This is a genomic window from Myxococcus sp. MISCRS1, assembly GCF_026626605.1.
GTDB lineage: Bacteria > Myxococcota > Myxococcia > Myxococcales > Myxococcaceae > Myxococcus > Myxococcus fulvus.
In genome coordinates, this window is record NZ_JAPNKB010000001.1 from 10,110,372 (window position 1) to 10,133,099 (window position 22,728).

A 22,728-nucleotide genomic window follows, 5' to 3' on the forward strand; every position below is an offset into this window, starting at 1 on the left:
TTGCTACACCTGCCCTGAGCCCAATCCAGACAGTTGCCACAGATCTGGTAGGAACTGTCCAGGTCTCCATCGCAGCAACGGACTTCGCACGTGCGCCATCCGGGAACGCAGGCTTCCGCGAACTCGAAGCACGCGAGGTCCGCACCTGGCTTCTCGACCACCTCGGACGACTCCTCTCGGGGGGGCGCCTCAACTCCCTCCTGCTCCTCCGGGAGGGGGCCTCCACACGCGGTCATCAACGTGATCCCAACCCACAACACATAACGGCGCAGTCCAACATTTGTCATTGCGGCCTCCACTTCGTTTGTGTCTGGGTGGAGCCTGAATGACGGACATGTGAAGGGCAAGGCCGTGGGGTGCGGTTCTGCTGTTGTCGGGGTTTGGGTGTGCTGGAGTTGACGAATGGGTGCTTGTGGTTGAGGTGGAAAGTTCTGATGCCCTGGCATCGGCGCTTGGTTGTTCTGGTGCTGCTTCGCCAGTCATGTGCCGGGATATGTCCATGCATCTCGGCTGCAAGTCCCTATCCAGGTTGGACGGACACGTCCTCGAAGTACGTCAGCTCCGGGAACACATCCTTCCAGCCGTACCGCTCACAGGACATGTGGAAATAGATGTAGCCCTTCATGTAGTTCTCCAGGAGTGAGCGCATCCGCTCCGCCCCGGGTGGGGCCGCCGCCAAGATGAACTTGTAGGCGGCCAGCCCGTCGTCGGCGGCCTGCTGGGTGACCTCCACGAAGGGCACCCGCTTCTTCACGGACCGCTTGTACAAGATGGAGTTCGCGAAATCGACCTCCGAGACGGCCTCCTTGTACACGGACAAGACGTCATTCACCGTCTGCACGAAGATGATGATGGCGTCCATGATCTCCAGCCAGAACAGCTTGTTCTCCGAGAACGTCAGGCAGGTGTCCGAGAACTGGAGCGTGATGAACCAGAACTCGCAGAACCCGTTCATCACGCGGATGTACTCAGATCCACTGCTGATGTACTGGGTGCCCGTGCGGTGCTGCTCCGCCTCGAACAGCGTCCCCACGAAGCCCTGGTAGAAATAGAACTTGAAGAGTGCCAGGAACCCCGGATCGCAGAAGGGCGCCACTTCGGCGAAGGCCAGGTCGCAGTAGTCCGCCAGGAGCGAAGGGGGCTGCTTGACGTTGAGCCCGCATTTGAGCAGACAGAGACTGTTCTCCGGCTCGTACTCGCTGATGTCATCACAGTAGGTTCCCAGCACCCACAGTCGGCTGATCGCCAGGCCCAACGCGGGATTGTCCGTGGGCACCATGAGCGCTCGCATGTAGACCAGGGTGCGGACCATCCGGCCCTTCCCGATGAACCCGCGGGCGTCCATCTCCGCCTGAATCGTGGCGACCTCACGGTCGATGCTCGCCAGATCCACCCGCGGCACATAGCGCGGGTCGGCGGGGGCGCTTGGATTCGCACCAATCACCTGAAGCAGCTTCCGCAGGCAACCCGCATCAAGGACACGCTCCACGAGGGCTCGGTATTCCTCGTTCTCGATTCGGCTCAGCCCGGGCGTGCTTCGATCATTTGCAAGCATGGCTGTCTGTTCCTGGCGATAGGGGGCGTTTCGGGCATCCAGCGTCCAAAAGGCTACGCTTCTTCTTGGACACGGACTCTCGACAAGCGCCCCCACCGCCTGAGGCGTCCTCCATGTGTCATTGTCATGCCCTCGAGGCGGAAAGGAGCTCCAGTCCGACTCTCTGGCCATATGGAGCGCAGCCCTTGCGCTCCCGCAGCCTTCTCTCGGAGTCCGGCCTCAATCGCCCCGTGAAGCGATGAGCGCGAGGTTCCGGGGAGACACGTCGGGCTCGAAGAGCTGGAGCAGCTCGACCTGGAAGCCCAGTTCCTCCAGGAACATCGCGCGATCGAGCAGGAGCACGACCTCCAACGCCCTCGCGAAGCGGTCCCTCAGCAGATGGCAGAGCAGGAGCTCCCGCGTCTCGGCGCGAACGGAGACCTCGAAGGCATTCAATTCGGCCTCGGTCATTCCCGAGGAGAGCCCCAGGCGCTCCAGGCGGTCGAGCGCATAGATGGCGAAGGGGCCGTCATAGAGCGCCCGGGGCGCGTCTCCCGCCCTCACGAAGTCTCGCTCGGGAAACCGCTGCTTCGACAGGAGATGGAACGCGAAGCGCCACGCGTACACCTGCTTCATCCGCGCGAACTCCGCCTCGGTCTTCCGCGGCCGTCCCCGCGTCGTCAGTGCCAGGGCATGCGGTGTGAAGGGCAGGGGATGTTCGCGGCCGACTCGGGAGACGGGGTAGTCCCTGGGGACCTCGAGCTTGTCGTAGCAACAGCCGATGTTCAGGACGAAGCCCGCTCCCAGACTCTTGCGGAGCTGCGTGAGCGCGAGCGGCCCGCAGGTGTGCAGACCGATGGACGCGCGGTCTCGACCGGAGAAGAGCGGATCGATCCCCGGTTGGGGGGCGTCCTCGACGGAGGCCTGGATGAAGTGCAGGGTGTCTCCGACCGAGGCTCGGGTCCTCTTCAGCCACTGTCGGCCCTTGTCCTGCAACGCGGCGTCCCTGTCGATGCTGTGGAAGGTCCAGCCGAACGTCCGCGCACAGAGGCGGGCCAGGTGCCCCATGCCGCCGCCGATGTCGACCGCCTGCTGGATGAAGCGCGTTCTGGGCCCCAGCAGGGCCAGCACCCGTTCGAGCTCGTGGGTCTTCTTGTCGCTGAGTCCCTGCGTCTCCGTGACCGTCAGCGCGTGACGGCCGTCGTGCCAGGGAATCGCCGTCAGCTCCTGGAGCGCGCCCAGGAGCGCAGCCAGGGAGGGAGGCGGCACTCCCTGGAGCACTCCTTGGTCCAAGCTCCGCTCGCCTGCTTCATCGAGTGACCGGGCATAGGCCCGCCACTCCTCGGGATAGGCGGCGCCGGACTCGGGCCAGCCCTGGAGGATGGAGCGGGACCAGAGCGCGGACCAGGGGCGGAGTTGGTGCGTGAGCGCCTCGAGCCGCGCCTGGAAGTCCATGGCGGCGCATCCTATGCGCCACCGGGGACGAGCGCGTGTTACGTCGTGCTCGGCGGCCCGAACCATCGGGCCAGGGCTTCAGGCAGTCCCTGCTCCGTGCCCTCGCCGACCCATGCGACGTGTCCGTCCGGACGAATCAGCACCGCGACGGGTGCGGGGACCACGCCGAGCACTGGGAGCACCCACTCGCCCGGGTCGCGAGCCGAGACCCGTTGAACCCGGTCCGCCCAGGGCGCGAGGTCGAGGGACCCTGGTTCGCCCAGGTCGAGCAGCACCGGTCGTGCCTCGTGCAGCAGTTGGAACACGCGGCGTGGGCCGTCGGCGGTCACCAGGTCGAGGTCCGGCACGCGCCGCCCGAGCAACGGGTGTCCAGCGCCCAGGTCATACTGGACGTCCAGCCCCGACATCATCGCCGCGTACTGCTTGCGAGGCTCGTCCATCCGCAACAGCTCCGACAGCGTCTCGCGCACGGCATCCATCCGCGCGTCGCCGCGACTGAGCGCGGTCTGCGCCATGGTCTTGCGCAACGCGCGGGCCGCGACGGGGTGCCGCTCGGCCTGGTACGTGTCGAGCAGGCTCTCCGGCGAAACGCCTCGCACGACCTGCGCCAGCTTCCACCCCAGGTTCACGGCATCCTGCACACCGAGGTTGAGCCCCTGTCCGCCCATCGGCGAGTGCACGTGGGCCGCGTCTCCAGCCAGCAGCACCCGACGGTCCCGGTAGGACGCCGCCTGCCGCGTCATGTCGGTGAACCTGGAGAGGTACGTGGCGCTTCGCAAGCCGAAGTCCGACCCGTAGAGCCTGACGAGGCCCTCGCGCAGCGTCTCGAGTGTCGGCGCCTCGCCCGTGTTGACCTGTTCCTCTCGCAGCACGACGCCGACGCTTCCGTCCGCCTGCTTGCCCATGGCGAACGTGCCCTTCTCGTCCCGGCGGATGCCGAACGCGGGGGCTCCCGTCATCTCGACCTCGGCGATGAGGTAGCTGATCGACGCGTCCCACCCCGGGAACTCGATGCCGGCTGCCTTGCGGACCAGGCTCCGGCCCCCATCGCATCCGACGAGGTACTTCGCCCGCAGCGCGCGGCCGTCGGACAGCGCCACGTCGACGCCCGTGTCGTCCTGCGCGAAGCCCGTCACCTCGCATCCTCGGTAGATGGGCACCGCGAGCTCCTCGACCCACTGCGCCAGGATGCGCTCGAAGCGCTCCTGCAGGAGCGCGAGCCCGTGGTTGTGACGCGTCGGGAAGTCACTGAGGTCCAGCGGCGTCTGTCCGAACGCCACGTTCTGGACCGGCTGCCCTTGTGAGACGAAGCGCTCGACGACTCCGCGCTGATCGAGCACCTCCAGGCTGCGCGCGTGCAGGCCTCGCGAGCGCGAGCCGGCGACATCCTGACTGGCACGACGCTCGACGATGGCCACGTCCACCTTCGCCAACGCCAGCTCCGCCGCCAGCATCAGCCCGGTCGGGCCTCCTCCCGCAATCACCACGGCGTGTTGCGTTATCATGTCCCTGTGCATGGCTCGGTCCTCCCGCTCCTGGGTCGAAACGGGCGAGGGTGGACCATGACCGGGGGGGCTTGCGGCAATACCCGGGGTCTGGCATTTGCTGATGGTGGAAGGAAGGCGGGCCCGCGCCGCGGCGGTCGGCCAGGGCGAGCGCCGCGAAGAAGCGCCACGCAGCGGCCAGGTGATTTCCTGCCCGGAGCCCTCTATGTGACGGTGGGGAGTCCGCCCTCTGCTGCTGGGAGCGGCGGGCCGTACCATTGCCTCCCAGCGACCCGTCCAATCACATAGAGGCAGATGTTGAAGGGCAGCAGATACGTGAAGAAGAAGGGCATCGTGAGGAACTCGGAGCCCGAGACCTCATATTCGATGGATGCGATCTCTTTCTCCTCGCCTTGGGTGAACAGCACCTCCCGATAGGCAAAGAGGTCATTGCTGAGTTCTCCCGACGTGCAGGTGATCAATCGCATCTGCCCCGAGTCGCCTTGCACGGTGATCGCCTTACCTCGTCGTGACGAGGCCCAGTTCCCGCAGACGCTCTCAATCTGCGGACGAAGTTCTTCCACCGACTCCGTCCGAGAGAGGTCTCCCGGTAACGTGATCACCGCCGCCATCAGCCGGTCATGCATGCACCTGGACGTGAAGTCGAAGAGCGGGCATCCGATGAACTCGCTCGGCACGATGGGCTGAGTCGGACGCAGCTCCACATCCCCGTTCGGGTCGCTCCTGAAGGACGTCAGTGCTTCGAGTCGGCGCGAGGCGGCCAGCACGCCCGCTCCACTTGGCGGCGTGATGAAGTAACCCCAGAGGCTGTAGCAGAAGACCGAGGCCTCGAGACCGCTGATGAACACCAGCGCGAGGACGACGAAGGCCTTGTTCAGCATGGCGTCGAATCCCTCCAGGGATTCCGGGTGACGCGCCGGCAGCGCCACACAGAAGAATCCCTCGCCATCCTACCTGGAAGACTCGTGCACCGCCGCCCCTCCCGTGTCCGGCATGGGACGGGAGGGGCGTGGTTCCAGCCATCCTCGAGCGGCATGGATGATGGCCGTCAATGCGCCGCGACTAGAACGCGCAGGCCCACCGGTAGGGAGGCCGCGTCGCGCCGGCTCGGAAGCACACGCAGGAGCTCTCCCACGAGCCGGACGTCTCCACGATACAGCAGGGCGTCTCGGCGTTGAGGGAGTTGCAAAGCTGGCCCTGGAGCGTCGTGCAGAGCGGCAGGGAAGGGTCGCACTCCTGCGGCTCCGGCGGAGGGCACGGGATGTCAACGCCGTCGCACGTCACGCCCACGTAGTGGGTCGCGGAGCACGTCGTCGACGAAGACGGACAGCTGACCGTGCCCTGCTCGCAGGTCGCGGTACATCCAGTCAGCTCCTGGGCAGCGCCGGTCGCGTCCTCGACGGCGAGTTCGTCCGACGGAGTTCCGCAACCGAATGCGAGCACGGCGACGCATCCCAGCAACAACAGCTTCAAGCGGTTCATGGAGAATCCCCTGATGTGAAGATGTGCGAGCGAAGGACGACCGGGCCGCGCGCATCGTCGGGGATTCAAGTGCGGGGAGCAACCTGGGTCGATTCCAGACACCTGAGTCGTCCCGGCCCCGCATCCCGTGACTCGTCACTTCTCGCAGGTCAGGTCGTAGCCGGTGTTCCAGCTCATGCCATCCATCGAATACTGGCCGCGCAGGGTCAGCATCCCAGGCGAGACGAGGTGCTCGGTGTCCTGGATCTTCATCCTGCCCATGGGGCCGGTCGACTCGCCGACCCAGGTGACGCCGTCCGTGGACGAAGACGTGGCATCGCCTCCCATGTTGTCGAGGATGACATTCCTCCAAGTGCGAGCCGTTGAATCGAACGTCCGGTACGACGTGAACTTGTAGGGGTACTCACCGGACACCGCCACGAAGTCGGTGCGCAGCCAGGCCTTGTCGAGCTCGAGCCGGGCCTCGAATCGGACTTTGCTCGGGCTCGCACCGCCGGGTCCGTGGATGGAGCCGTTGCAGGTCCAGGTCCCGGTCAGCTCCCTGGCGGCGTCAGACACTGCTGACGCCGCAGGGGCCGCGGATTCGGCCATGGAGGGTTGCTCGGGGGCGGTGTTCGAGGACGTGCCTCGACAGCCCATCAGGCAGACAACGGTGACGAACACGGTGAGGGTCGGACGCGCGAGCAAGAGATCCTCCGGGAAGGCTGCTGTGAATGAACAGGGCATCTAAAGCAGCCTCGCTCCATGAGGACAGGGCGCCGTTTACGTGAGGATCGGCGAATCCGAGGGTGGGTTCGGATTAGAGGCCGTTGATGTACAGGCGGCCTGCTCCGCAATCGCCGCTGTAGCCGTCGACGATGATGAAGAGTTTGCGGCCCTTGGGTTGGTCCCGGAGCACGACTCGAGACCGATAGTTGCCATCCGCCCAATCGTCATTGCAGGCATAGACAACGCCCGTGTCCGCGGCCCTGCGGACCTCCAAGATCGTGTCGTACGACGACCCGTAGGTGGTGATGGAGTAGTCCCCGGTGACAGGAACCGTCCACGTGTACGACATGTCCCGCGCCGCGCCCGTGCCGCAGGTCGTGCGCCACTCGTTGTTGGCGGCGCAGCTATCGAATGAGGCGATGTGGCCCAGCGCACTGCCCAGATGCCCCCCGAACGTCGCCTGCGACACGCTGCCGTCCTCTCCTGGCTCTTCGACTTCGGGCGAAACGTCCTCCGACCGAGAAGGAGCGCCGACGTCGCCTTCGTAATCGGGGCCGCAGGCGCTCAACAGCAGGGCACAGCTCAACGACGAAAAGACTGCTCTGAGAGGGATGGGCATGTCTGGACCGGCGGGGGTGAGCGCCCAATGCTTGTCATGACAGGCTGGGCGGTCAGGCACCAGGGAGTGTGCCTGGCTGCTCTATCCTTGGGTCCACGGCTGGAGCCGGCCACTGTCTCTGTCGGGCAGGTCTCCGTCCGCTGATGGACGCTGGTGGCAATCACTCACCGAGCGAGCGTCGGCGCCTGCTGGAACGGCCGCGCGTCCTTGGGAATGTCGATGGTGAAACGGGTGCCACGCTCGGGAAGGCTGTCCACGGTGATGGTGATGGGCCGCTCCGAAGAGCCGTACTTCACCGCGTTGCTGGTCAGGTTCTCCACCGCGCGCCGCAGCGGCTCGGGCGCGGAGTACCCCCGGACCTGTGAACGCCTGGCTTCAAAGCCGGGCGCCAGGCCGAGTCCCAGGCAGGCCCGGCGAGCTCCTGTCCGCAGGGCTCGCCGACGGAGCGTCTCGGCTCACCGCTGTAGTCCTGGCAGCAGCGGCCCGGCGCCGAACTCCGGCGTCGCCGCGAGCCTGCGCAACGCCAACGTCAACAACCCCAGCACCTCCAGGCGCGTCAGCCCTTCCTCATCGCTCCACACCGTGAGGCTCAACGGCGGCGCCATGTTCCGCCGCGCGCTCTCACACGCCTCATCCCAGAGCCGGTGCTCGACGACCTGGGCCGCCGATGGCTCCGCCGGGAAGGGCCGCCGCAGCTCCTCGCGACTCGACTCCTTGCGCGTCTCGGCCAGAAGCTTGTCGAGGTACGCGTGGGCCTCCGGGGACATACGCACCTGTCGCTCGACCAGGTGCCGCGCGGCCTTCAAGTCCGGGTCCCCCGAGGCAATCCGGGTCCGGAGCTCCTTCAAGGCCTGCGTGAGCGTGTGGCGAAGCATTCGTGAGCCTCCCGCGACTGGTGGGGACCCGCTCCAACACCAACACCCTGGCCATGCGCACGCCGCACGGCCACCGCCCAGCGTGCCACGTCCGAGCCCCGCGCCTCCAATCCCGGCCCCGCCCCTGATGACGACCGTCATCACCCCCTTGCCCCCAGACATCACCGCCCCCGCCCGAAATCGTCCCCTCAAAACCGCAACCCACTGGAATCACGAGCCCCAGGTGACGGAGTCGAAGTGGGGAAGGGTCGGCACGGCGAATGCTCAAGGGCTTCCTCGTCACCGACTCCCACTCCGAGGCGATCCCCCATGAAGCTCCGCTCCCGCCCATCGTTCTCCACGCCGGCCCCCAAGACGGACACGACGTCGCGCCCCCGCTCCAACAGCACCCCGGCGAAGCCCGAAACGACGTCGCTGCCCAAGGCCCGTCCGTCCGCCATGGAGCTCCAGGATGGGAAGAACCACCTCAAGCCCACCGACTACGGCGTCACGCACCCGGACCTCCCGGGCATCCGGACCCGCCGCGATGGCGGCCAGAGCGGCGCCCAGTTCGCGGACTTCACCCGCGACACGCGCGAGTCCACCCACACGTTGATGAACCGGCCCACCGGCAATCGCATGTTGACGGAGCTGGACGGCCGCACCCAGGCGCTCAACCCCGGCCAGACGGGCACCGTGCGCAACCCCATCACCTCCACGGACATCTACTCGGGCCGCAACGCCGACATGCCCATGTCGCACCTGCCGCGGCACCAGGGCACCTACGAGTCCATCCGCCCGGCCTACCGTCACGATGGCCAGCCCAGCGCGGGCCTGCCCAGCCGCATCAACTACGATGAGACGGCCCCCGGCAACATGCGCTTCAACAGCCTGGGCCACGAGTCGGTCCACGCGTGGCGCGCCTCCAACGGCCTCCAGGTGGGCTCCATCGAGTCGAGCAAGCACGCCAACGCCGACGTCTTCAAGCGCTACCCCGACTTCGCCGACAACATGAAGGCGAACCTCAACCGTCGCACGATGCTGACCGAGGAGTTCGAGACGGTGGGCCTGAAGCCCACGCCGCACACGCCCGCGGGCTGGGCGCCCACGGAGAACAAGATCCGCGCCGAGCACGGCCTGCCCAGCCGCAATGACTACTCGGGCCGCGCGCCGAACCTGCCCAACCCGACGAACGAGGCCATCCAGCGCTACGACGAGGGCTCCGACAATCGCAGCGTCTTCCAGAAGATGATCGGCACCCCGACCCCCATCGGGAAGATCCTCGGCGACATCGAGGGCTGAGCACCCCCGACGCCCGGCTCCCACAAGGGGCCGGGTAGGGGAATGCGAGGAGGCAACTGCCGGACTTCCAGGCCCGCTCCGTATACGTCACGGACTGTTCTCCGGAGGCGTCGTGAGCCAGCAGGCTGGGATGAAGAGGGGCGCCGCGCTCCTGGGAGTGTTCTTCGTGATGGCGTGCGGCTCGCCCGCGCCGAAGAGCGCCGAGCCCGCCGCGCTGGTGTCCCAGCAGACGCGGGTCCTGACGGCCTCGCCCACGTACAACCGGACGGGCTTCACGCAGACGACGCTCGCTGATGGGCGGGTGCTCGTCGCCGGAGGCACCGCGCAGGGCGCTCCCGCCGACTTCCGCGCCACCGAGCTCTACACGCCGGGCGCCTCGACGCCGTGGAGCGTCACCGGGGACATGGTGGTGGCGCGGTACGAGCATGCCGCCACCCGGCTCCAGGACGGGCGCGTGCTCGTGTCCGGAGGCATCACCCCCCTGGGAAATGGCCGCGACGCGGAGCTGTATGACCCGGCCACGGGGACGTGGACCGCCACCGGCTCGCTCATCGCGGCGCGGGCCCGACACACCCAGACGCTGCTCCAGAACGGCAAGGTGCTGGTGGTGGGCGGCGACGGCACCGCCACCACGCAGGGCCTTGGCTCCGCGGAGCTGTATGACCCCGCCACCGGCACGTGGACCCTCGCCGCCTCGCCTTCGAGGGGCGGGTACTCCGGCCACACCGCGACGCTGCTGCGCAATGGCGACGTGCTGCTCCTGGGAAACCGCAACCAGCACGAGCGCTATCGGCCGAGCACCAACACGTGGATCGCCACGGCGAACAGCGGCGCGGTGCTCGCGGCGGGACACTCGGCGACGTTGCTGACGACCACGGTCAATGGCGAGGTGCTCGTCGTGGGGCCGCAGTGGCAGAGCGATGTGCCCAGCCAGATGGCCTCCCGCTACGACCCCGTCGCGAACACCTGGACGACCGCCATCTGGGCGCCGTTCCCTCGCGTCGGACACGGCGCGGTGGAGCTGAGCAACGGCTCGGTGCTGGTGGTCGGCGGATATCACCCGACGACGGGCGCGCCGGCGCAGTGGGTCTCGCGCTACGACATCGGCACGGGCGGCTGGACCGCGTTGACGGCGCTCGCGCTGGCGCGGCGGGACTTCGGCATGTCGCTCGTTGGAAACGCGCCGGACCAGGTGCTGCTCAACGGCGGGTGGAACGTCGACTCGAATGGCGTGTGGTCCCGCCAGCCCAGCGAGCTGTACTCGACGGGCTGTGTGCCGAAGACGTCGTGCCTGGCGAACAACTGGCAGTGCGGCAGCCCCTCGGATGGCTGCGGCGGCAAGCTGGAGTGTGGCTCCTGCGGGGTCGGCTACGAGTGCAACCCGCTGAACTACTGCGAGTCGAGCTGTGTGCCGGACCCCCTCCTCACCACCTGCCAGAACCGCTGCGGCTGCGTCGCCAACAACTGTGGGACGTCGGTGAACTGCGGCCCGTGCCCGGACGGCGGCGCGTGCCCGACGGGGCAGCAGCTGTGCTGTGACGGGGTGTGCCGCTCCAAGAACGAGTGTTTCATCATCGCCTGCGCCACCTCCGCGCAGCCCCACGAGTCCGTCGGACTGTCCTGCGCGCCGGAGTCCTGAACACGACGGCGCATCCTGGGCCTGGATCCAGAGCGGGGGGCGCAAGTACAACCCAGGTGTCAGGCGGGCACGACGCCCGCCGACCTGGGACGCATGCTCGCCAATCTCCATAACGCCGACATTCCCCGCCCCGTGCTCGACGTCATCGCGCGGCTGCGGGAGCTCAACCACGCCGTGTACCTGGTGGGCGGCTGCGTGCGGGACATGGTGCGCCAGGTCCCCCCGAAGGACTTCGACGTGGCCACCAGCGCGCTGCCGGAGGAGGTCCAGCGCGCCTTCCGCAAGGTCATCCCCACCGGCATCCAGCACGGCACCGTCACCGTCGTCCAGGGCGGCACCCATGTGGAGGTGACGACGTTCCGCTCGGAGGGGGACTACCTGGACGGGCGCCGGCCCAGCTCCGTCGCCTTCGAGCGCGACATCGTCAAGGACCTGTCCCGCCGCGACTTCACCATCAACGCGATGGCCTACAACCCGTTGGACCGCGACCTGGTGGACCCGTTCGGCGGCCAGACGGACCTGCAGGCCCAGCTCATCAAGTGCGTGGGCTCCGCGTTCGAGCGCTTCTCCGAGGATGGCCTGCGCCCCATGCGCGCGGTCCGCTTCGCCGCGGTGCTCGGCTTCTCGCTGGACTCGGCCACGCGCGACGCCATCCCCGCCACGCTCGGCGTCTTCCGCAAGGTCGCGCTGGAGCGCGTGCGCGAGGAGCTGGTCAAGCTCCTGCTGTCCCCGCGCGCCGAGGGCGGGCTCGTGTTGCTGGTGGAGACGGGGCTGTTGGACGTGTTCCTCCCCGAGGTGGCCCGCGCCGCGCCCGAAGAGGCCCGGCTCGCGCGCGCCGCCGTGCAGGCCGCGCCGGCGGAGGTGGAGGTCCGGATGGCCGCGCTCCTCGCGGACCTGGTGGACCGGAGCCAGGCCCGGGACATCGGCCTGCGCCTGAAGTTCCCCAACAAGGTCGCGGACCTGGTGGCGCTGCTCGTGGAGACCGCGAAGCTCGAGGAGCGCTTCGCGGACCCGGACCCCGCGCTGCGCCGGCTCCTGGCCCGGGTGGGGCTCGCGCAGCTGCCCGCGCTGCTCACCGTGGCCCGGGCCCGCGTCCAGGCTCGGGCGCCCGAGCGTTCGGCGGAGCTGGAGCGGCTGTGCGCCCGGCTGGAGGCGCTCGCCGCCGCGAAGCCGCCCCTGGTGGCCAAGGACCTGGCGCTCACCGGCGGCGACATCATGTCCACGCTCGGGGTCGGCCCGTCGCCCATCGTCGGAGAGGCCACCCGCTTCCTCATGGACTCCGTGCTGGATGACCCCGCGCTGAACACCCGCGAGGCCCTGGCGCAGCGGCTCAAGGACTGGCACGCGGCCCGCCCGAAGGCTTGAGGCGGGGACTGCTCGCGCGGCGGTGCGCGGGCTGACACCTGGCTCGGTCGAAGGCCCGAGGTGAGCCCCTCGCGCGGCGGCGCATGGCTTGTCAGAGGGGCCCCGAGGTTGGCGGCCCGGCGTCCGAGCTGACACGTGGCTTGCCAGCGCCGCCAGGGGCGGCTCGCTTCCCCTGTCGGGCGTGGGCCCACCGGGGCGCACGAGGGCGCGCCTGCTCTCGTGTCGGCCGGGGCTGCCCTGTCCAAGGGGGGCTCCCGGTCGGGTTCCGGGGGCATCGGGCGTCCTGCCGCGTGCGCCCGGAGGCCGGGGCGTGTAGGAAGGGACACCATGCGAGTCGTCGTTGCGATGAGCGGCGGGGTGGATTCCTCGGCCGCTGCCGCCCTGCTCAAGGAGCAGGGCCACGAGGTCATCGGCATCACCCTGCGCGTCTGGTCCTACGAGGGCAAGGCGAAGTGCGGCAGTTGCTGCAGTCCCGACGACATCGATGACGCGCGCGCCGTCGCCCAGGCGCTGGGCATCCCGTACTACGTCGCCAACGCGGAGGAGATCTTCCAGGACCGCGTCGTCAACCCCTTCGTCCAGTCGTACCTGGGCGGACGCACGCCCATCCCGTGCGTGGCCTGCAACCGCGACGTGAAGTTCAACTTCCTGCTCAAGCGGGCCCGGGCGCTCGGCGCCAGGTTGGCCACGGGCCACTACGCGCGCGTCGAGGAGCAGGACGGCCGCTACGTCCTGCGCCGCGCCGCGGACCTGGCCAAGGACCAGAGCTACTTCCTCTTCACGCTGGGCCAGGACGAGCTGCGCGACATCGTCTTCCCCGTGGGCGACATGACCAAGGCCCAGGTGCGCGCCGTCGCCGAGCGCCACGCGCTGCCCACCAGCCACAAGCCGGAGAGCATGGAGATCTGCTTCGTGCCGGACGGCGACTACGCGGGCTTCGTGGAGAAGGTCGCCGGCCCCCAGCCCGAGGGCGACATCGTCGACGCGGAAGGGCAGGTGCTCGGCAAGCACCACGGCATCCATCGCTACACGGTGGGCCAGCGCAAGGGCCTCAACCTGGGCGGCGGCCAGGTGCGCTACGTCCAGCGCCTGGAGCCGGACACCCACCGCGTCGTCGTGGGCAACGCCGAGGACACGGGGCGGGATCGCTTCGGGCTGCTCCAGCCCCACTGGGTGGACGCGCCCCCGTCTCCCGAGACGCCCGTGGAGGTCCGCATCCGCCACCGCCACGCCGGCGCCGCCGGGCGCGTGGAGATCTCCCCCCACGGGCTCGTTTCGGTGAAGCTGGAGGCGCCGGCGCGCGCCGTCACGCCGGGACAGGCCGCCGTGGTCTACGCTCAGGACCGGGTCCTGGGTGGTGGGTGGATCGTCTGAGCTCGAGTCAACCGGGAGGAGTACGGGACATGGCGCAGCGCCTCGTGGGATGCCTGCTGGTCGCGGCCAGTCTCGTCGCCGGCTGCAAGGAGCGCTCGGACAAGCCCATCGCCGGACTGCTCGCGGCCGGCGCCCCCGTGGTGCGCAAGGAAGGCAAGGCCGAGTACACCATCGCCGTGGGCGCGCAGCTCCTGGGGGACGTGAAGCTCACCGCCACCGGGCCCGCGGTGCTCGAGTACTTCGGCGGCGGCCTGCGCTTCCTGGAGAAGGGGGACACGCTGGAGGTGGGCGACGCGGACGAGGCGAAGCTGCACGGCTCCAACCTCCCGTCGTACCGCTGGGTGGACGGCGGCGTGCAGGAGGCGCCCCGCGCGCTGCGCATCGTCGCCGCCCGCTACACCAACGTGCAGGTGACGCCCAAGAGCGCGCACGAGGACGCGTACACGTCCACCCAGTACTTCGTCGCCTTCTTCACGCCCAACGGCCTGAGCCGGCTCGGCTCCGACACGAAGCACGAGGGGCCCCACCAGCCGCTGCCCGCGCCGCCGTTCCGCCCCAAGGTCCCCTTCATCCACGCCGGAGACCTGGGCGAGGGCGGGCTGGTGGCGGTGGTGGAGGACGGCTTCGCCGTGGCGGAGACGGATGACCTGGCCACCGCGGTGCTGCTGGAGGGGCGCGAGGTGCCGCTGGGCCGCACCGTGCGCCTGCTGGTGCCGGACGGCGCGGAGGTCACCCTCAAGGGCGCGGGCGGCGTCGAGGTGGAGGTGGAAGGGCCCGCCGACGTGCGCCTGCGTTGAGCCTGGACCCGGGGACGGTTTGTCCTCGCGGGGCCGGCTTCTGTAGAGTCCCTCGTCCCTCTCGGCCGGGGTGTGCCATGACGAGGAGTGAGCTCATCGAACGCATCGCGGAGCGTGCGCCCCACGTGCCGCGACGTGAGTTGGAGTCCATCGTCCACGCCGTCTTCGACTGCATGGCGGAGGCCCTCGTGGCCGGCCGGCGCATCGAACTGCGCGGCTTCGGCGTCTTCTCGCTGCGCACCCGGCGCGCGCGCACCGGCCGCAACCCGAAGACGGGCAAGAGCGTCGCCGTGCCCGAGCGCCGCACGCTCTCGTTCGCCGCGGGCAAGGAGCTGCGCGCGCGCCTCAACGCGCCAGCGCCCCGACAGGAGCCCGTGGGCTCCGTGCTGCCGCCGGGGGTGCTCGCCACGCAGCCGCTCGCGTCGACGTCGCTCGCCCCTTAGCGGGGGCGCGGGCGCGCGGCTTTCCGTGAATTTGACCGTGTGGGAGGTGGGGCGTACCTTCCCTCGACGCCGACGCTACAGGCCGCAACACGGACTCGTGTGGCCCGCTCTGTCCGCGCGCGAGGATTCCTGAGTCATGCGTGATGCCCACCGGATGAAAGAGAAGTTCGATGTCTCTCTGGACAACCGGCAGATTGTCAGCCTGTTGATCGCCGGCATCGTGGTGCTCGGCGCCGTCTTCGTGCTGGGCGTCGTCGTGGGCAAGAAGCTCGCGGGCGATGCCCAGACGGCCAGCGCCCCCGACCTGCTCTCCGCCCTGGACGCCAACGCCCAGGCGCTGCAGGCCGTGCGCAAGGAGCCGCAGCTGACGTTCCAGGACGAGCTGACGCGCAAGGCCAGCGCGGAGCCCATCGCGCCTGTCGCGCCCAAGCCCGCCCCCAAGGCGCCCGTCGTCGCCGAGAAGCCCGTGGCGAAGCCCGCCGAGCCGGTGAAGACCGCCGCGCTCGCCCCGACGCCGGACCCGGACACCGGTGAGCTGCCCCCGGAGGAGCCGGCCGAGGAGCCCAAGGCCGTCGTCGAGGCACCCAAGCCCGTGGAGAAGCCCGCCGCCGAGAAGCCCGCGGCCCTCGCGGTGAAGCCCGCGGTGGTGTCCGGCAAGGTGGAGGTGGCGGCCGTCCCCACGCGCACGACGCAGAAGGAGGGTGGCGGACTGAAGGAGGCCATCGCCCGGGCCGCGCAGCTGCCGGACCCCGCGGTGAAGGGTGGGGCGTTCACGCTCCAGCTCTCGGCGTTCCAGGACAAGCAGGAGGCCGAGCGTTTCATGGGTCGGTTGCGCGACCGCGGCTATGCCCCGTATATCGTCACCGCGGAGGTGGCCGGCAAGGGCACCTGGTACCGCGTGCGCATGGGCACCTTCGCCTCGAAGGACGCTGCCACCCGGTATCTGTCAGACTTCAAGCGAGAGACGCAGCTCGACGCGTTCGTGGCCGGCACGAACTGAAGAGCGGCCGAGGAAGACAGGAAGCACCATGACGACGACGAGGCGGGTGGAGAAGCCCTGGGGCCACGAGCTCATCTGGGCCCACACCGAGCGCTATGTGGGCAAGCTGCTGCACGTGAAGCAGGGCCACAAGCTCAGCCTGCAGTACCACAACCAGAAGGACGAGACGATCCACGTCCAGAGCGGCAAGCTGCTCTTCGTCGTCGACGAAGGCCAGGGGCTCATCGAGAAGGAGATGAACCCGGGCGAGAGCTACCACATCAAGCCGCTCACCAAGCACCGCATGGTGGCCCTCACCGACTGCGACATCCTCGAGGTGAGCACCCCCGAGCTGGATGACGTCGTCCGGCTGGAGGACTCCTACGGTCGCACCGGCACCAGCAAGCCGTAGCCGTCCTCGCCGCACCCGGAAGGTGGACGCGGCCCGGCGCCCTCAGTCGCTGGCCGCGTTGTTGGGATTGCGGGTCCACTTGTCGACGGTGCCGTCGCCGTCCAGGTCCTCGCCGATGCGGTCCACCTGGCCCTTCTCCCAGTACTCCCAGTAGTCCACGCGGCCGTCGCCGTTGGTGTCGCGCTCCTTGCGCACCAGCACGCCGCGCTCGTAGTACGTGACGCTGTCGGGCTTGCCGTCCCCGTCGAAGTCCCGCTCGCGGCGCGTGTTGGCCCCCTTCTCGTAGAAGTAGGTGGCGTCCACCTTGCCGTCGTAGTCCAGGTCCATCACCTCGCGCATCAGCGCGCCGGACTCGTCGAAGTAGCGCGTCAGGTCCACGCGGCCGTCCCAGTTCAGGTCCAGCTCCTGGCGCACCTTGCGCAGCGTGTCCGAGCCCTCCACGTCCACCGTGTACGTCCACACGTCGGGCTTGCCGTCGCCATTCACATCCTGCGCCGTGACGTGCTCGCCGCGCGCGCGCTCCGGCTTCACGGACTCGCCCGTGGTGGTGGGTGAGGATTGACCCGAGGCGCCCTGGTTGGGTCCGGAGGCCTTGTTCCCGGCGCAGCCCGCGAGCAGGCCCGTGGTGACGAATCCGAGGAAAATCCAGCGCTTGCCGACTGTCATCCGGGGCTCCCGCGACGATGGGGCGTCTGGGCCAGGACATGTGCACGAGATGCTTCCGCGCGCCACGTCATTCCATATATTTTCACATATCGCCATGGCCCGAAAGAAAGTCAGCACCACCATCTACATTACCCCGGAGCAGAACGAGCTCCTCAAGGCGCTGAACCAGAAGACCAAGGTGCCCGTGGCCGAGTACATCCGCCAGGGCATCGACCTGGTCCTGGAGAAGTACAAGGCGCAGCTGCCGGGGCAGGCGACCTTCGACGAGATTTGAGGAAAGAGGCGGCACGTGAAGAGCATGCAGGGGAAGCGAGTGGTGGTCCTGGGCGGCGCGGGCTTCGTTGGCTCGCACCTGTGTGAGCGCCTGCTGGATGACGGCGCGGCCCGGGTGACGGCGGTGGACAACCTGATCACGGGCAATGAGGAGAACCTGCGCACGCTGAAGGGGCGCCCGGGCTTCTCGTACGTGAAGGCGGACATCACCGAGGGCATCCCCGTGGAGGGGCCGCTCGACTACGTGTTGAACCTGGCCTCGCCCGCCTCGCCCATCGACTACGCGAACCTCCCGCTGGAGACCTTGCGCGTGGGCTCCATCGGCACGGAGAATGGGCTGAAGCTGGCGGAGAAGCACCACGCCGTCTTCCTGATGGCCTCCACCTCCGAGGTGTATGGAGACCCGTTGGTGCACCCGCAGCGCGAGGACTACTGGGGCAACGTCAATCCCATCGGTCCGCGCTCGGTGTACGACGAGGCCAAGCGCTACTCGGAGGCGATCACGGCGGCCTACGGGCGCAAGGGCGTGCAGGTGCGCATCGTGCGCATCTTCAACACCTACGGCCCGCGCATGCGCCTCAACGACGGCCGCGTGGTGCCGGCCTTCGTGGGCCAGGCGCTGCAGGGCGAGGACTTCACGGTGTTCGGTGACGGCAGCCAGACGCGCTCGTTCTGTTACGTGAAGGACCTGGTGGACGGCCTGGTGCGGCTGGCGCTGTCGGACGAGCCCAACCCGGTCAACATCGGCAACCCCCGGGAGATGACCATCCGCCAGTTCGCGGAGGCCGTGCGCACGGCGGCGGGCGGGGGCGGGAAGATCATCGAGAAGCCCTTGCCCAAGGACGACCCCAAGCAGCGTCAGCCAGACATCACCCGGGCCCGCACGATCCTGAACTGGGAGCCCAAGGTGCCGCTGGAAGAGGGTTTGCGAGAGACCATCGCGTACTTCCGCGAGGTTGCCGTGCGACGCTCCCCGGCATAGGTTGCCGCCGCGAGTGATCCTGGATGTGAAGACGGGTCCGGCCACGGCCGGATGGCGGGGAGAGCGATAGCGTGAAAGTCCTGGTGACGGGTGGCGCGGGCTTCATTGGCTCGCACGTGTGTGACGAGTTCCTCCGGGGTGGGCATGAGGTCATCGCCCTGGATGACCTGTCCGGCGGCCGGAAGGAGAACCTGGACCCTCGCGTCCGGCTGGCGGTGCATGACATCCGCAGCCGGGAGGCCTCGGAGCTCATCAAGGCGGAGAAGCCGGACGTCCTCTGCCACCTGGCCGCGCAGATGGACGTGCGGCGCAGCGTGGACGACCCGGGCTTCGACGCGGACGTGAACATCCGCGGCATGCTCAACCTCCTGGAGGCCGCGCGCGTCTCCGGCGTCAAGAAGGTCATCTTCAGCTCCACGGGCGGCGCCATCTACGGAGAGCAGGACGTGTTCCCCGCGCCGGAGTCCCACGCCACGCGGCCGGTGTCGCCGTACGGCGTCTCCAAGGCGGCCGGCGAGCTGTACCTGGGCTACTACAAGGCCCAGTACGGCCTGCCGTACGTCGCCCTCCGGTACGCGAACGTCTACGGCCCGCGCCAGAATCCGCACGGCGAGGCGGGCGTGGTGGCCATCTTCTGCCAGCGCCTCTTGTCCGGGCAGGGCTGCACCATCTTCGGCGAGGGCAAGCAGACGCGCGACTTCGTCTTCGGTCCCGACGTGGCCCGCGCCAACCGGCTGGCCTTCGAGAAGGACTACGTGGGCGCCATCAACATCGGCACCGGCGTGGAGACGGACATCAACCGCCTCTATGGTCTGCTGGCCGAGGCGGCCGGCTCGTCCGCGCCCGCGGCCCACGCCCCGGGCAAGCCGGGTGAGCAGCTGCGCTCGTGCATCGACAACTCGCTCGCGAAGAAGGTCCTGGGCTGGGAGCCGACGGTGGACCTGCGCGAGGGCGCCCGCCGCACGGTGGCGTTCTTCCGCGAGAAGGCCGAGCCCGGCCGCGCCCACGGCTGAAGCCCGCCGGGTCGCAGGGCAGGGGAGTCCGGGAGGGGCCCTCGGGGTGCCTCCCGGGGTCCTGTCATGGCCTGGGGCGTGCCTCGGGCGGCATGATGCTTGGGGAACAATCGAGCGCCCCTGACGGGTTGCTCGTCGGGCAGTCGTTCGCGCGTAGATTTTCGCGCGGTTCGATGTTACTCACGCCCGCTTCTTTCGACGAGCGCCCCGAACATGCCGGCTGAAAACGCGCACATCCGCAACTTCTGCATCATCGCCCATATCGACCATGGGAAGTCGACGCTGGCCGACCGCCTCCTCGACAAGACGGGGACGCTGAGCAAGCGCGAGGCGCAGGCCCAGTTCCTCGACAACATGGACATCGAGCGCGAACGGGGCATCACCATCAAGGCCCAGTCCGTGCGGATGAACTACACGGCGAAGGACGGCAAGCAGTACGTCCTGAACCTCATCGACACGCCGGGGCACGTCGACTTCGCCTACGAGGTGAGCCGCAGCCTGGCCGCGTGCGAGGGCGCGCTGCTGGTGGTGGACGCGTCGCAGGGCGTGGAGGCGCAGACGCTCGCCAACGTCTACATGGCGTTGGATCACGACCTGGAGATCATCCCGGTCATCAACAAGATCGACCTGCCCAGCGCCGACGTGGACCGCACGCGCGCCGAGATTGAAGACGTCATCGGCATCGACGCGTCGGTGGCCGTGCCCGCGTCCGCGAAGGAGGGCATCGGCATCCACGAGATCCTCGAGTCCGTGGTGGCCCGCGTGCCCCCGCCGACGGGCATGCCGGACGCGCCCCTCAAGGCGCTCGTGTTCGACTCCTGGTACGACAACTACCGGGGCGTGGTGACGCTGGTGCGCGTGCTCGAGGGCACGCTGAAGCTCAAGCAGAAGATCAAGCTGTGGAGCAACAACAAGGTCTTCGAGGTCCAGGAGCTGGGGGTCTTCAGCCCGTTCTCCCGTCCGGTGCAGCAGCTGATGGCCGGCGAGGTGGGCGTGCTGGTGGCCAACATCAAGGAGCTCCAGGACGCCAAGGTCGGTGACACCGTCACGGAGGAGGCCCGTCCCACGGACGCGCCGTTCCCCGGCTTCCAGGAAGTCAAGCCGATGGTGTTCTCCGGCATCTTCCCGGTGGACTCGGACCAGTACGAGAACCTGCGCGACGCGCTGGCGAAGCTGAAGCTCAACGACTCCGCCTTCACGTACGAGCCCGAGTCCTCCACGGCGCTCGGCTTCGGCTTCCGCTGCGGCTACCTGGGCCTGCTGCACATGGAGATCGTCCAGGAGCGCCTGGAGCGCGAGTACAACCTGGACCTCATCACCACGGCGCCCAGCGTGGTGTACCGCATCACCACCAGCAAGGGGGACGTCCTGCTCGTGGACAACCCCGCGAAGCTGCCGCCGGTGCAGAGCATCGAGAAGTTCGAGGAGCCCATCCTCACCTGTCACATCCACGTCCCGAATGATCACCTGGGCGCCATCCTGAAGCTGTGCCAGGAGCGCCGCGGCGTGCAGAAGGACATGAAGTACCTGGGCAGCAGCGGTCAGCGCGTGCAGGTGACGTACGAGATGCCGATGGCCGAGGTGGTCTTCGACTTCTTCGACAAGCTCAAGAGCGTGTCGCGCGGCTACGCGAGCCTGGACTACGAGCTGACGGGCTACGAGGAGGCGGACCTGGCGCGCCTGGACATCCTCATCAACGGGGACCCGGTGGACGCGCTGAGCGTCATCGTGCACCGCGAGCGCGCGTACCTACGCGGCCGCGAGGTGTGCCAGAAGCTCAAGGAGGTCATCCCGAAGCAGATGTACGAGGTGGCCATCCAGGCGGCCATCGGCGCGAAGATCATCTCGCGCGAGACCATCTCCGCCATGCGCAAGAACGTGCTCGCCAAGTGCTACGGCGGCGACATCAGCCGCAAGCGCAAGCTCCTCGAGAAGCAGAAGGAGGGCAAGAAGCGCATGAAGCAGGTGGGCACGGTGGAGATTCCGCAGGAGGCCTTCCTCGCGGTCCTGAAGACGGAGCAGTAGCCCATGAACGCCGCCAGTCCTTCGGCCACCCCTCCCGCGAAGCTGGCGTCCGTGATGGCGGCCCGGCGCACCCCCGAGCAGGTGCGCGCCCGGCGCACGCTGGTGTGGCGGGAGATGCTCACCAGTCTGTGGGCCCCGCTGTGCATCATCGCCATCGTCCTGTTCCCGTACACGGTGCTCATCGAGTACGTGCCCACGGCGGCCTCGTGGGCGCAGCCGGCGATGAAGGGGCTGGGGCTGTTGATGGTGGCGTACTTCGCGGCGCTGCTCGTGTGGCGCAACGTGTCGCCCAAGGAGAAGCAGCTGCGGCGCCTGCGGCACGAGGCGCACGAGCTCATCTCGGAGAACGAGCGCATCCTCCAGAAGCCGGGCGTGCGGGAGAAGGTCTCCCCGGCGGTGGCGGAGCAGATCGCCGAGCAGGCGCTGAAGGTGGAGGGCGCGTCGGCGGCGGGTGACTCGGACGCGCTGGTGCGCGAGGTGAAGGCGCTGGAGGCGCTGACCACGCAGCACCTGGGGGCGTTCCGCAAGGAGTCGGCGGCGGACTTCGTGGGCGGCTTCGTGAAGATGCTGCTGGTGGCGCTGGTGTTCCGCACCTTCATCGTGGAGCCCTACCGGATTCCGTCCGGCTCCATGCTGCCCACGCTGCAGATCGGCGACCAGGTCTTCATCAACAAGTTCATCTACGGCGTGCGTGTGCCGTTCGCCAACGTGGTGCCATTCGTCATCGTCCGCCCCCCCCGCGCGCGGCGACGTCATCGTGTTCAACAACCCCGTCAACGAGGCCACCGACTACATCAAGCGTGTGGTGGGCGTGCCGGGCGACACGGTGGAGATGTACGACGGCGTGGTCCACATCAACGGTCAGCCGCAGGCGCGCCAGCTGGTGGACGGCGAGTACATCGTCCACAACATCACCGACAGCGGCCAGTGGTACGACCAGCAGGAGGCGCTCTACCAGGAGAGCCTGAGCGGCGTGCCGCACAGCGTGCTCCAGACGCCCACGCGCATGCCCCGCCACGAGGGCCCCTACGTCGTCCCCGAGGGCCACGTCTTCGTGATGGGCGACAACCGCGACAACAGCTCCGACAGCCGCCACGGCCTGGGCGTCACCGGCTACGGCCGCACGGAGTTCGTGCCGTACGGCCACATCAAGGGCAAGGCCATGGTGGTGTGGCTGTCCCTGGGCTACCACGGCCTGTTCCACGGGCTGTTCGGCGGCACCGGCCTCCGGTTGGACCGCTTCTTCGAGCCCGTGCGCTGACGTCGCCTGTCCCGGGCTGACGGGAGTTCCTGGCAATCGT

The 22,728-nt window shown here is 68.5% G+C and carries 23 protein-coding genes and 1 pseudogene; 14 read left to right on the forward strand and 10 right to left on the reverse strand.

Translation table 11 applies throughout. The features are described from left to right. Nucleotides 1-520 precede the first annotated feature (520 nt). From OWM54_RS40315 to OWM54_RS40355, 9 genes are all read right to left on the reverse strand, one after another. Nucleotides 521-1,489, reverse strand: a complete 969-nt coding sequence (locus OWM54_RS40315) for a hypothetical protein (protein WP_267700772.1) — start codon at nt 1,487-1,489, stop codon at nt 521-523. Between the two features lie 285 nt (nt 1,490-1,774). Continuing rightward, nucleotides 1,775-2,989, reverse strand: a complete 1,215-nt coding sequence (locus tag OWM54_RS40320; protein WP_267700773.1) for a methyltransferase — start codon at nt 2,987-2,989, stop codon at nt 1,775-1,777. A gap of 38 nt (nt 2,990-3,027) precedes the next feature. Further along, nucleotides 3,028-4,506: an FAD-dependent monooxygenase gene (locus OWM54_RS40325; protein WP_267700774.1), complete on the reverse strand. Its 1,479-nt coding sequence runs from the start codon at nt 4,504-4,506 to the stop codon at nt 3,028-3,030. Between the two features lie 191 nt (nt 4,507-4,697). Beyond that, entirely contained in the window at nt 4,698-5,423 is a 726-nt protein-coding gene (locus OWM54_RS40330; protein ID WP_223747419.1) for a hypothetical protein, read from the reverse strand. 133 nt (nt 5,424-5,556) lie between these two features. Continuing rightward, nucleotides 5,557-5,976, reverse strand: a complete 420-nt coding sequence (locus tag OWM54_RS40335) for a hypothetical protein (protein ID WP_267700775.1) — start codon at nt 5,974-5,976, stop codon at nt 5,557-5,559. A gap of 135 nt (nt 5,977-6,111) precedes the next feature. After that, a complete protein-coding gene (locus OWM54_RS40340; RefSeq protein ID WP_255665812.1) occupies nt 6,112-6,567 on the reverse strand; it encodes a DUF1579 domain-containing protein in 456 nt (151 codons plus the stop codon). Nucleotides 6,568-6,775: 208 nt separating this feature from the next. Next, nucleotides 6,776-7,153 (reverse strand): hypothetical protein, encoded by a 378-nt coding sequence (locus tag OWM54_RS40345; protein WP_267700777.1) that lies wholly within the window; start codon nt 7,151-7,153, stop codon nt 6,776-6,778. Between the two features lie 314 nt (nt 7,154-7,467). Then, nucleotides 7,468-7,623: an ATP-binding protein gene (locus tag OWM54_RS40350; RefSeq protein ID WP_267700779.1), complete on the reverse strand. Its 156-nt coding sequence runs from the start codon at nt 7,621-7,623 to the stop codon at nt 7,468-7,470. Nucleotides 7,624-7,758: 135 nt separating this feature from the next. Continuing rightward, nucleotides 7,759-8,178: a hypothetical protein gene (locus tag OWM54_RS40355; protein ID WP_223747423.1), complete on the reverse strand. Its 420-nt coding sequence runs from the start codon at nt 8,176-8,178 to the stop codon at nt 7,759-7,761. 309 nt (nt 8,179-8,487) lie between these two features. Here OWM54_RS40355 and OWM54_RS40360 point away from each other — a divergent pair, with 309 nt between their 5' ends. The 8 genes from OWM54_RS40360 to OWM54_RS40395 all read left to right on the forward strand — a co-directional run bounded on the left by OWM54_RS40360 (nt 8,488) and on the right by OWM54_RS40395 (nt 16,468). Continuing rightward, entirely contained in the window at nt 8,488-9,459 is a 972-nt protein-coding gene (locus OWM54_RS40360) for a M91 family zinc metallopeptidase (RefSeq protein WP_267700780.1), read from the forward strand. A 112-nt stretch (nt 9,460-9,571) separates the two neighbouring features. After that, nucleotides 9,572-11,098 carry a Kelch repeat-containing protein gene (locus OWM54_RS40365; protein WP_267700781.1) on the forward strand — a complete coding sequence of 509 codons (1,527 nt, stop codon included), beginning with the start codon at nt 9,572-9,574 and terminating at the stop codon, nt 11,096-11,098. Between the two features lie 93 nt (nt 11,099-11,191). Continuing rightward, nucleotides 11,192-12,463: a CCA tRNA nucleotidyltransferase gene (locus OWM54_RS40370; RefSeq protein WP_267700782.1), complete on the forward strand. Its 1,272-nt coding sequence runs from the start codon at nt 11,192-11,194 to the stop codon at nt 12,461-12,463. 327 nt (nt 12,464-12,790) lie between these two features. After that, nucleotides 12,791-13,837, forward strand: a complete 1,047-nt coding sequence (gene mnmA / locus OWM54_RS40375; protein ID WP_223747427.1) for a tRNA 2-thiouridine(34) synthase MnmA — start codon at nt 12,791-12,793, stop codon at nt 13,835-13,837. A gap of 29 nt (nt 13,838-13,866) precedes the next feature. Next, complete coding sequence (locus OWM54_RS40380) at nt 13,867-14,634, forward strand: hypothetical protein (protein WP_267700784.1); 768 nt, start codon at nt 13,867-13,869, stop codon at nt 14,632-14,634. A gap of 77 nt (nt 14,635-14,711) precedes the next feature. After that, nucleotides 14,712-15,077 carry an integration host factor subunit beta gene (locus OWM54_RS40385; RefSeq protein ID WP_223747428.1) on the forward strand — a complete coding sequence of 122 codons (366 nt, stop codon included), beginning with the start codon at nt 14,712-14,714 and terminating at the stop codon, nt 15,075-15,077. A 136-nt stretch (nt 15,078-15,213) separates the two neighbouring features. Beyond that, entirely contained in the window at nt 15,214-16,077 is an 864-nt protein-coding gene (locus OWM54_RS40390) for an SPOR domain-containing protein (protein WP_267700785.1), read from the forward strand. A 28-nt stretch (nt 16,078-16,105) separates the two neighbouring features. Continuing rightward, entirely contained in the window at nt 16,106-16,468 is a 363-nt protein-coding gene (locus tag OWM54_RS40395) for a cupin domain-containing protein (protein WP_046714085.1), read from the forward strand. A 42-nt stretch (nt 16,469-16,510) separates the two neighbouring features. On the opposite strand, the gene OWM54_RS40400 is transcribed toward OWM54_RS40395, so the two are convergent. Next, a complete protein-coding gene (locus OWM54_RS40400; protein WP_267700786.1) occupies nt 16,511-17,134 on the reverse strand; it encodes a hypothetical protein in 624 nt (207 codons plus the stop codon). Nucleotides 17,135-17,228: 94 nt separating this feature from the next. On the opposite strand from OWM54_RS40400, the gene OWM54_RS40405 reads away from it, so the two are divergent. The 6 genes and pseudogenes from OWM54_RS40405 to lepB all read left to right on the forward strand — a co-directional run bounded on the left by OWM54_RS40405 (nt 17,229) and on the right by lepB (nt 22,688). Further along, the gene (locus OWM54_RS40405; protein ID WP_046714083.1) at nt 17,229-17,408 is read left to right on the forward strand and encodes a ribbon-helix-helix domain-containing protein; all 180 of its coding nucleotides are present in this window, start codon (nt 17,229-17,231) and stop codon (nt 17,406-17,408) included. 24 nt (nt 17,409-17,432) lie between these two features. Continuing rightward, the gene (locus OWM54_RS40410) at nt 17,433-18,389 is read left to right on the forward strand and encodes a UDP-glucuronic acid decarboxylase family protein (RefSeq protein WP_223783748.1); all 957 of its coding nucleotides are present in this window, start codon (nt 17,433-17,435) and stop codon (nt 18,387-18,389) included. Nucleotides 18,390-18,460: 71 nt separating this feature from the next. Next, a complete protein-coding gene (locus OWM54_RS40415) occupies nt 18,461-19,402 on the forward strand; it encodes an NAD-dependent epimerase/dehydratase family protein (RefSeq protein WP_223747432.1) in 942 nt (313 codons plus the stop codon). 213 nt (nt 19,403-19,615) lie between these two features. After that, nucleotides 19,616-21,427: a translation elongation factor 4 gene (gene lepA / locus OWM54_RS40420; protein ID WP_141323305.1), complete on the forward strand. Its 1,812-nt coding sequence runs from the start codon at nt 19,616-19,618 to the stop codon at nt 21,425-21,427. Nucleotides 21,428-21,991: 564 nt separating this feature from the next. Further along, nucleotides 21,992-22,060 (forward strand): annotated as a pseudogene (locus OWM54_RS40425) (hypothetical protein); the annotation flags it as partial. Between the two features lie 124 nt (nt 22,061-22,184). Then, nucleotides 22,185-22,688, forward strand: coding sequence for a signal peptidase I (gene lepB / locus OWM54_RS40430; protein ID WP_267700787.1), 504 nt, complete (start codon nt 22,185-22,187; stop codon nt 22,686-22,688). Nucleotides 22,689-22,728 lie beyond the last annotated feature (40 nt).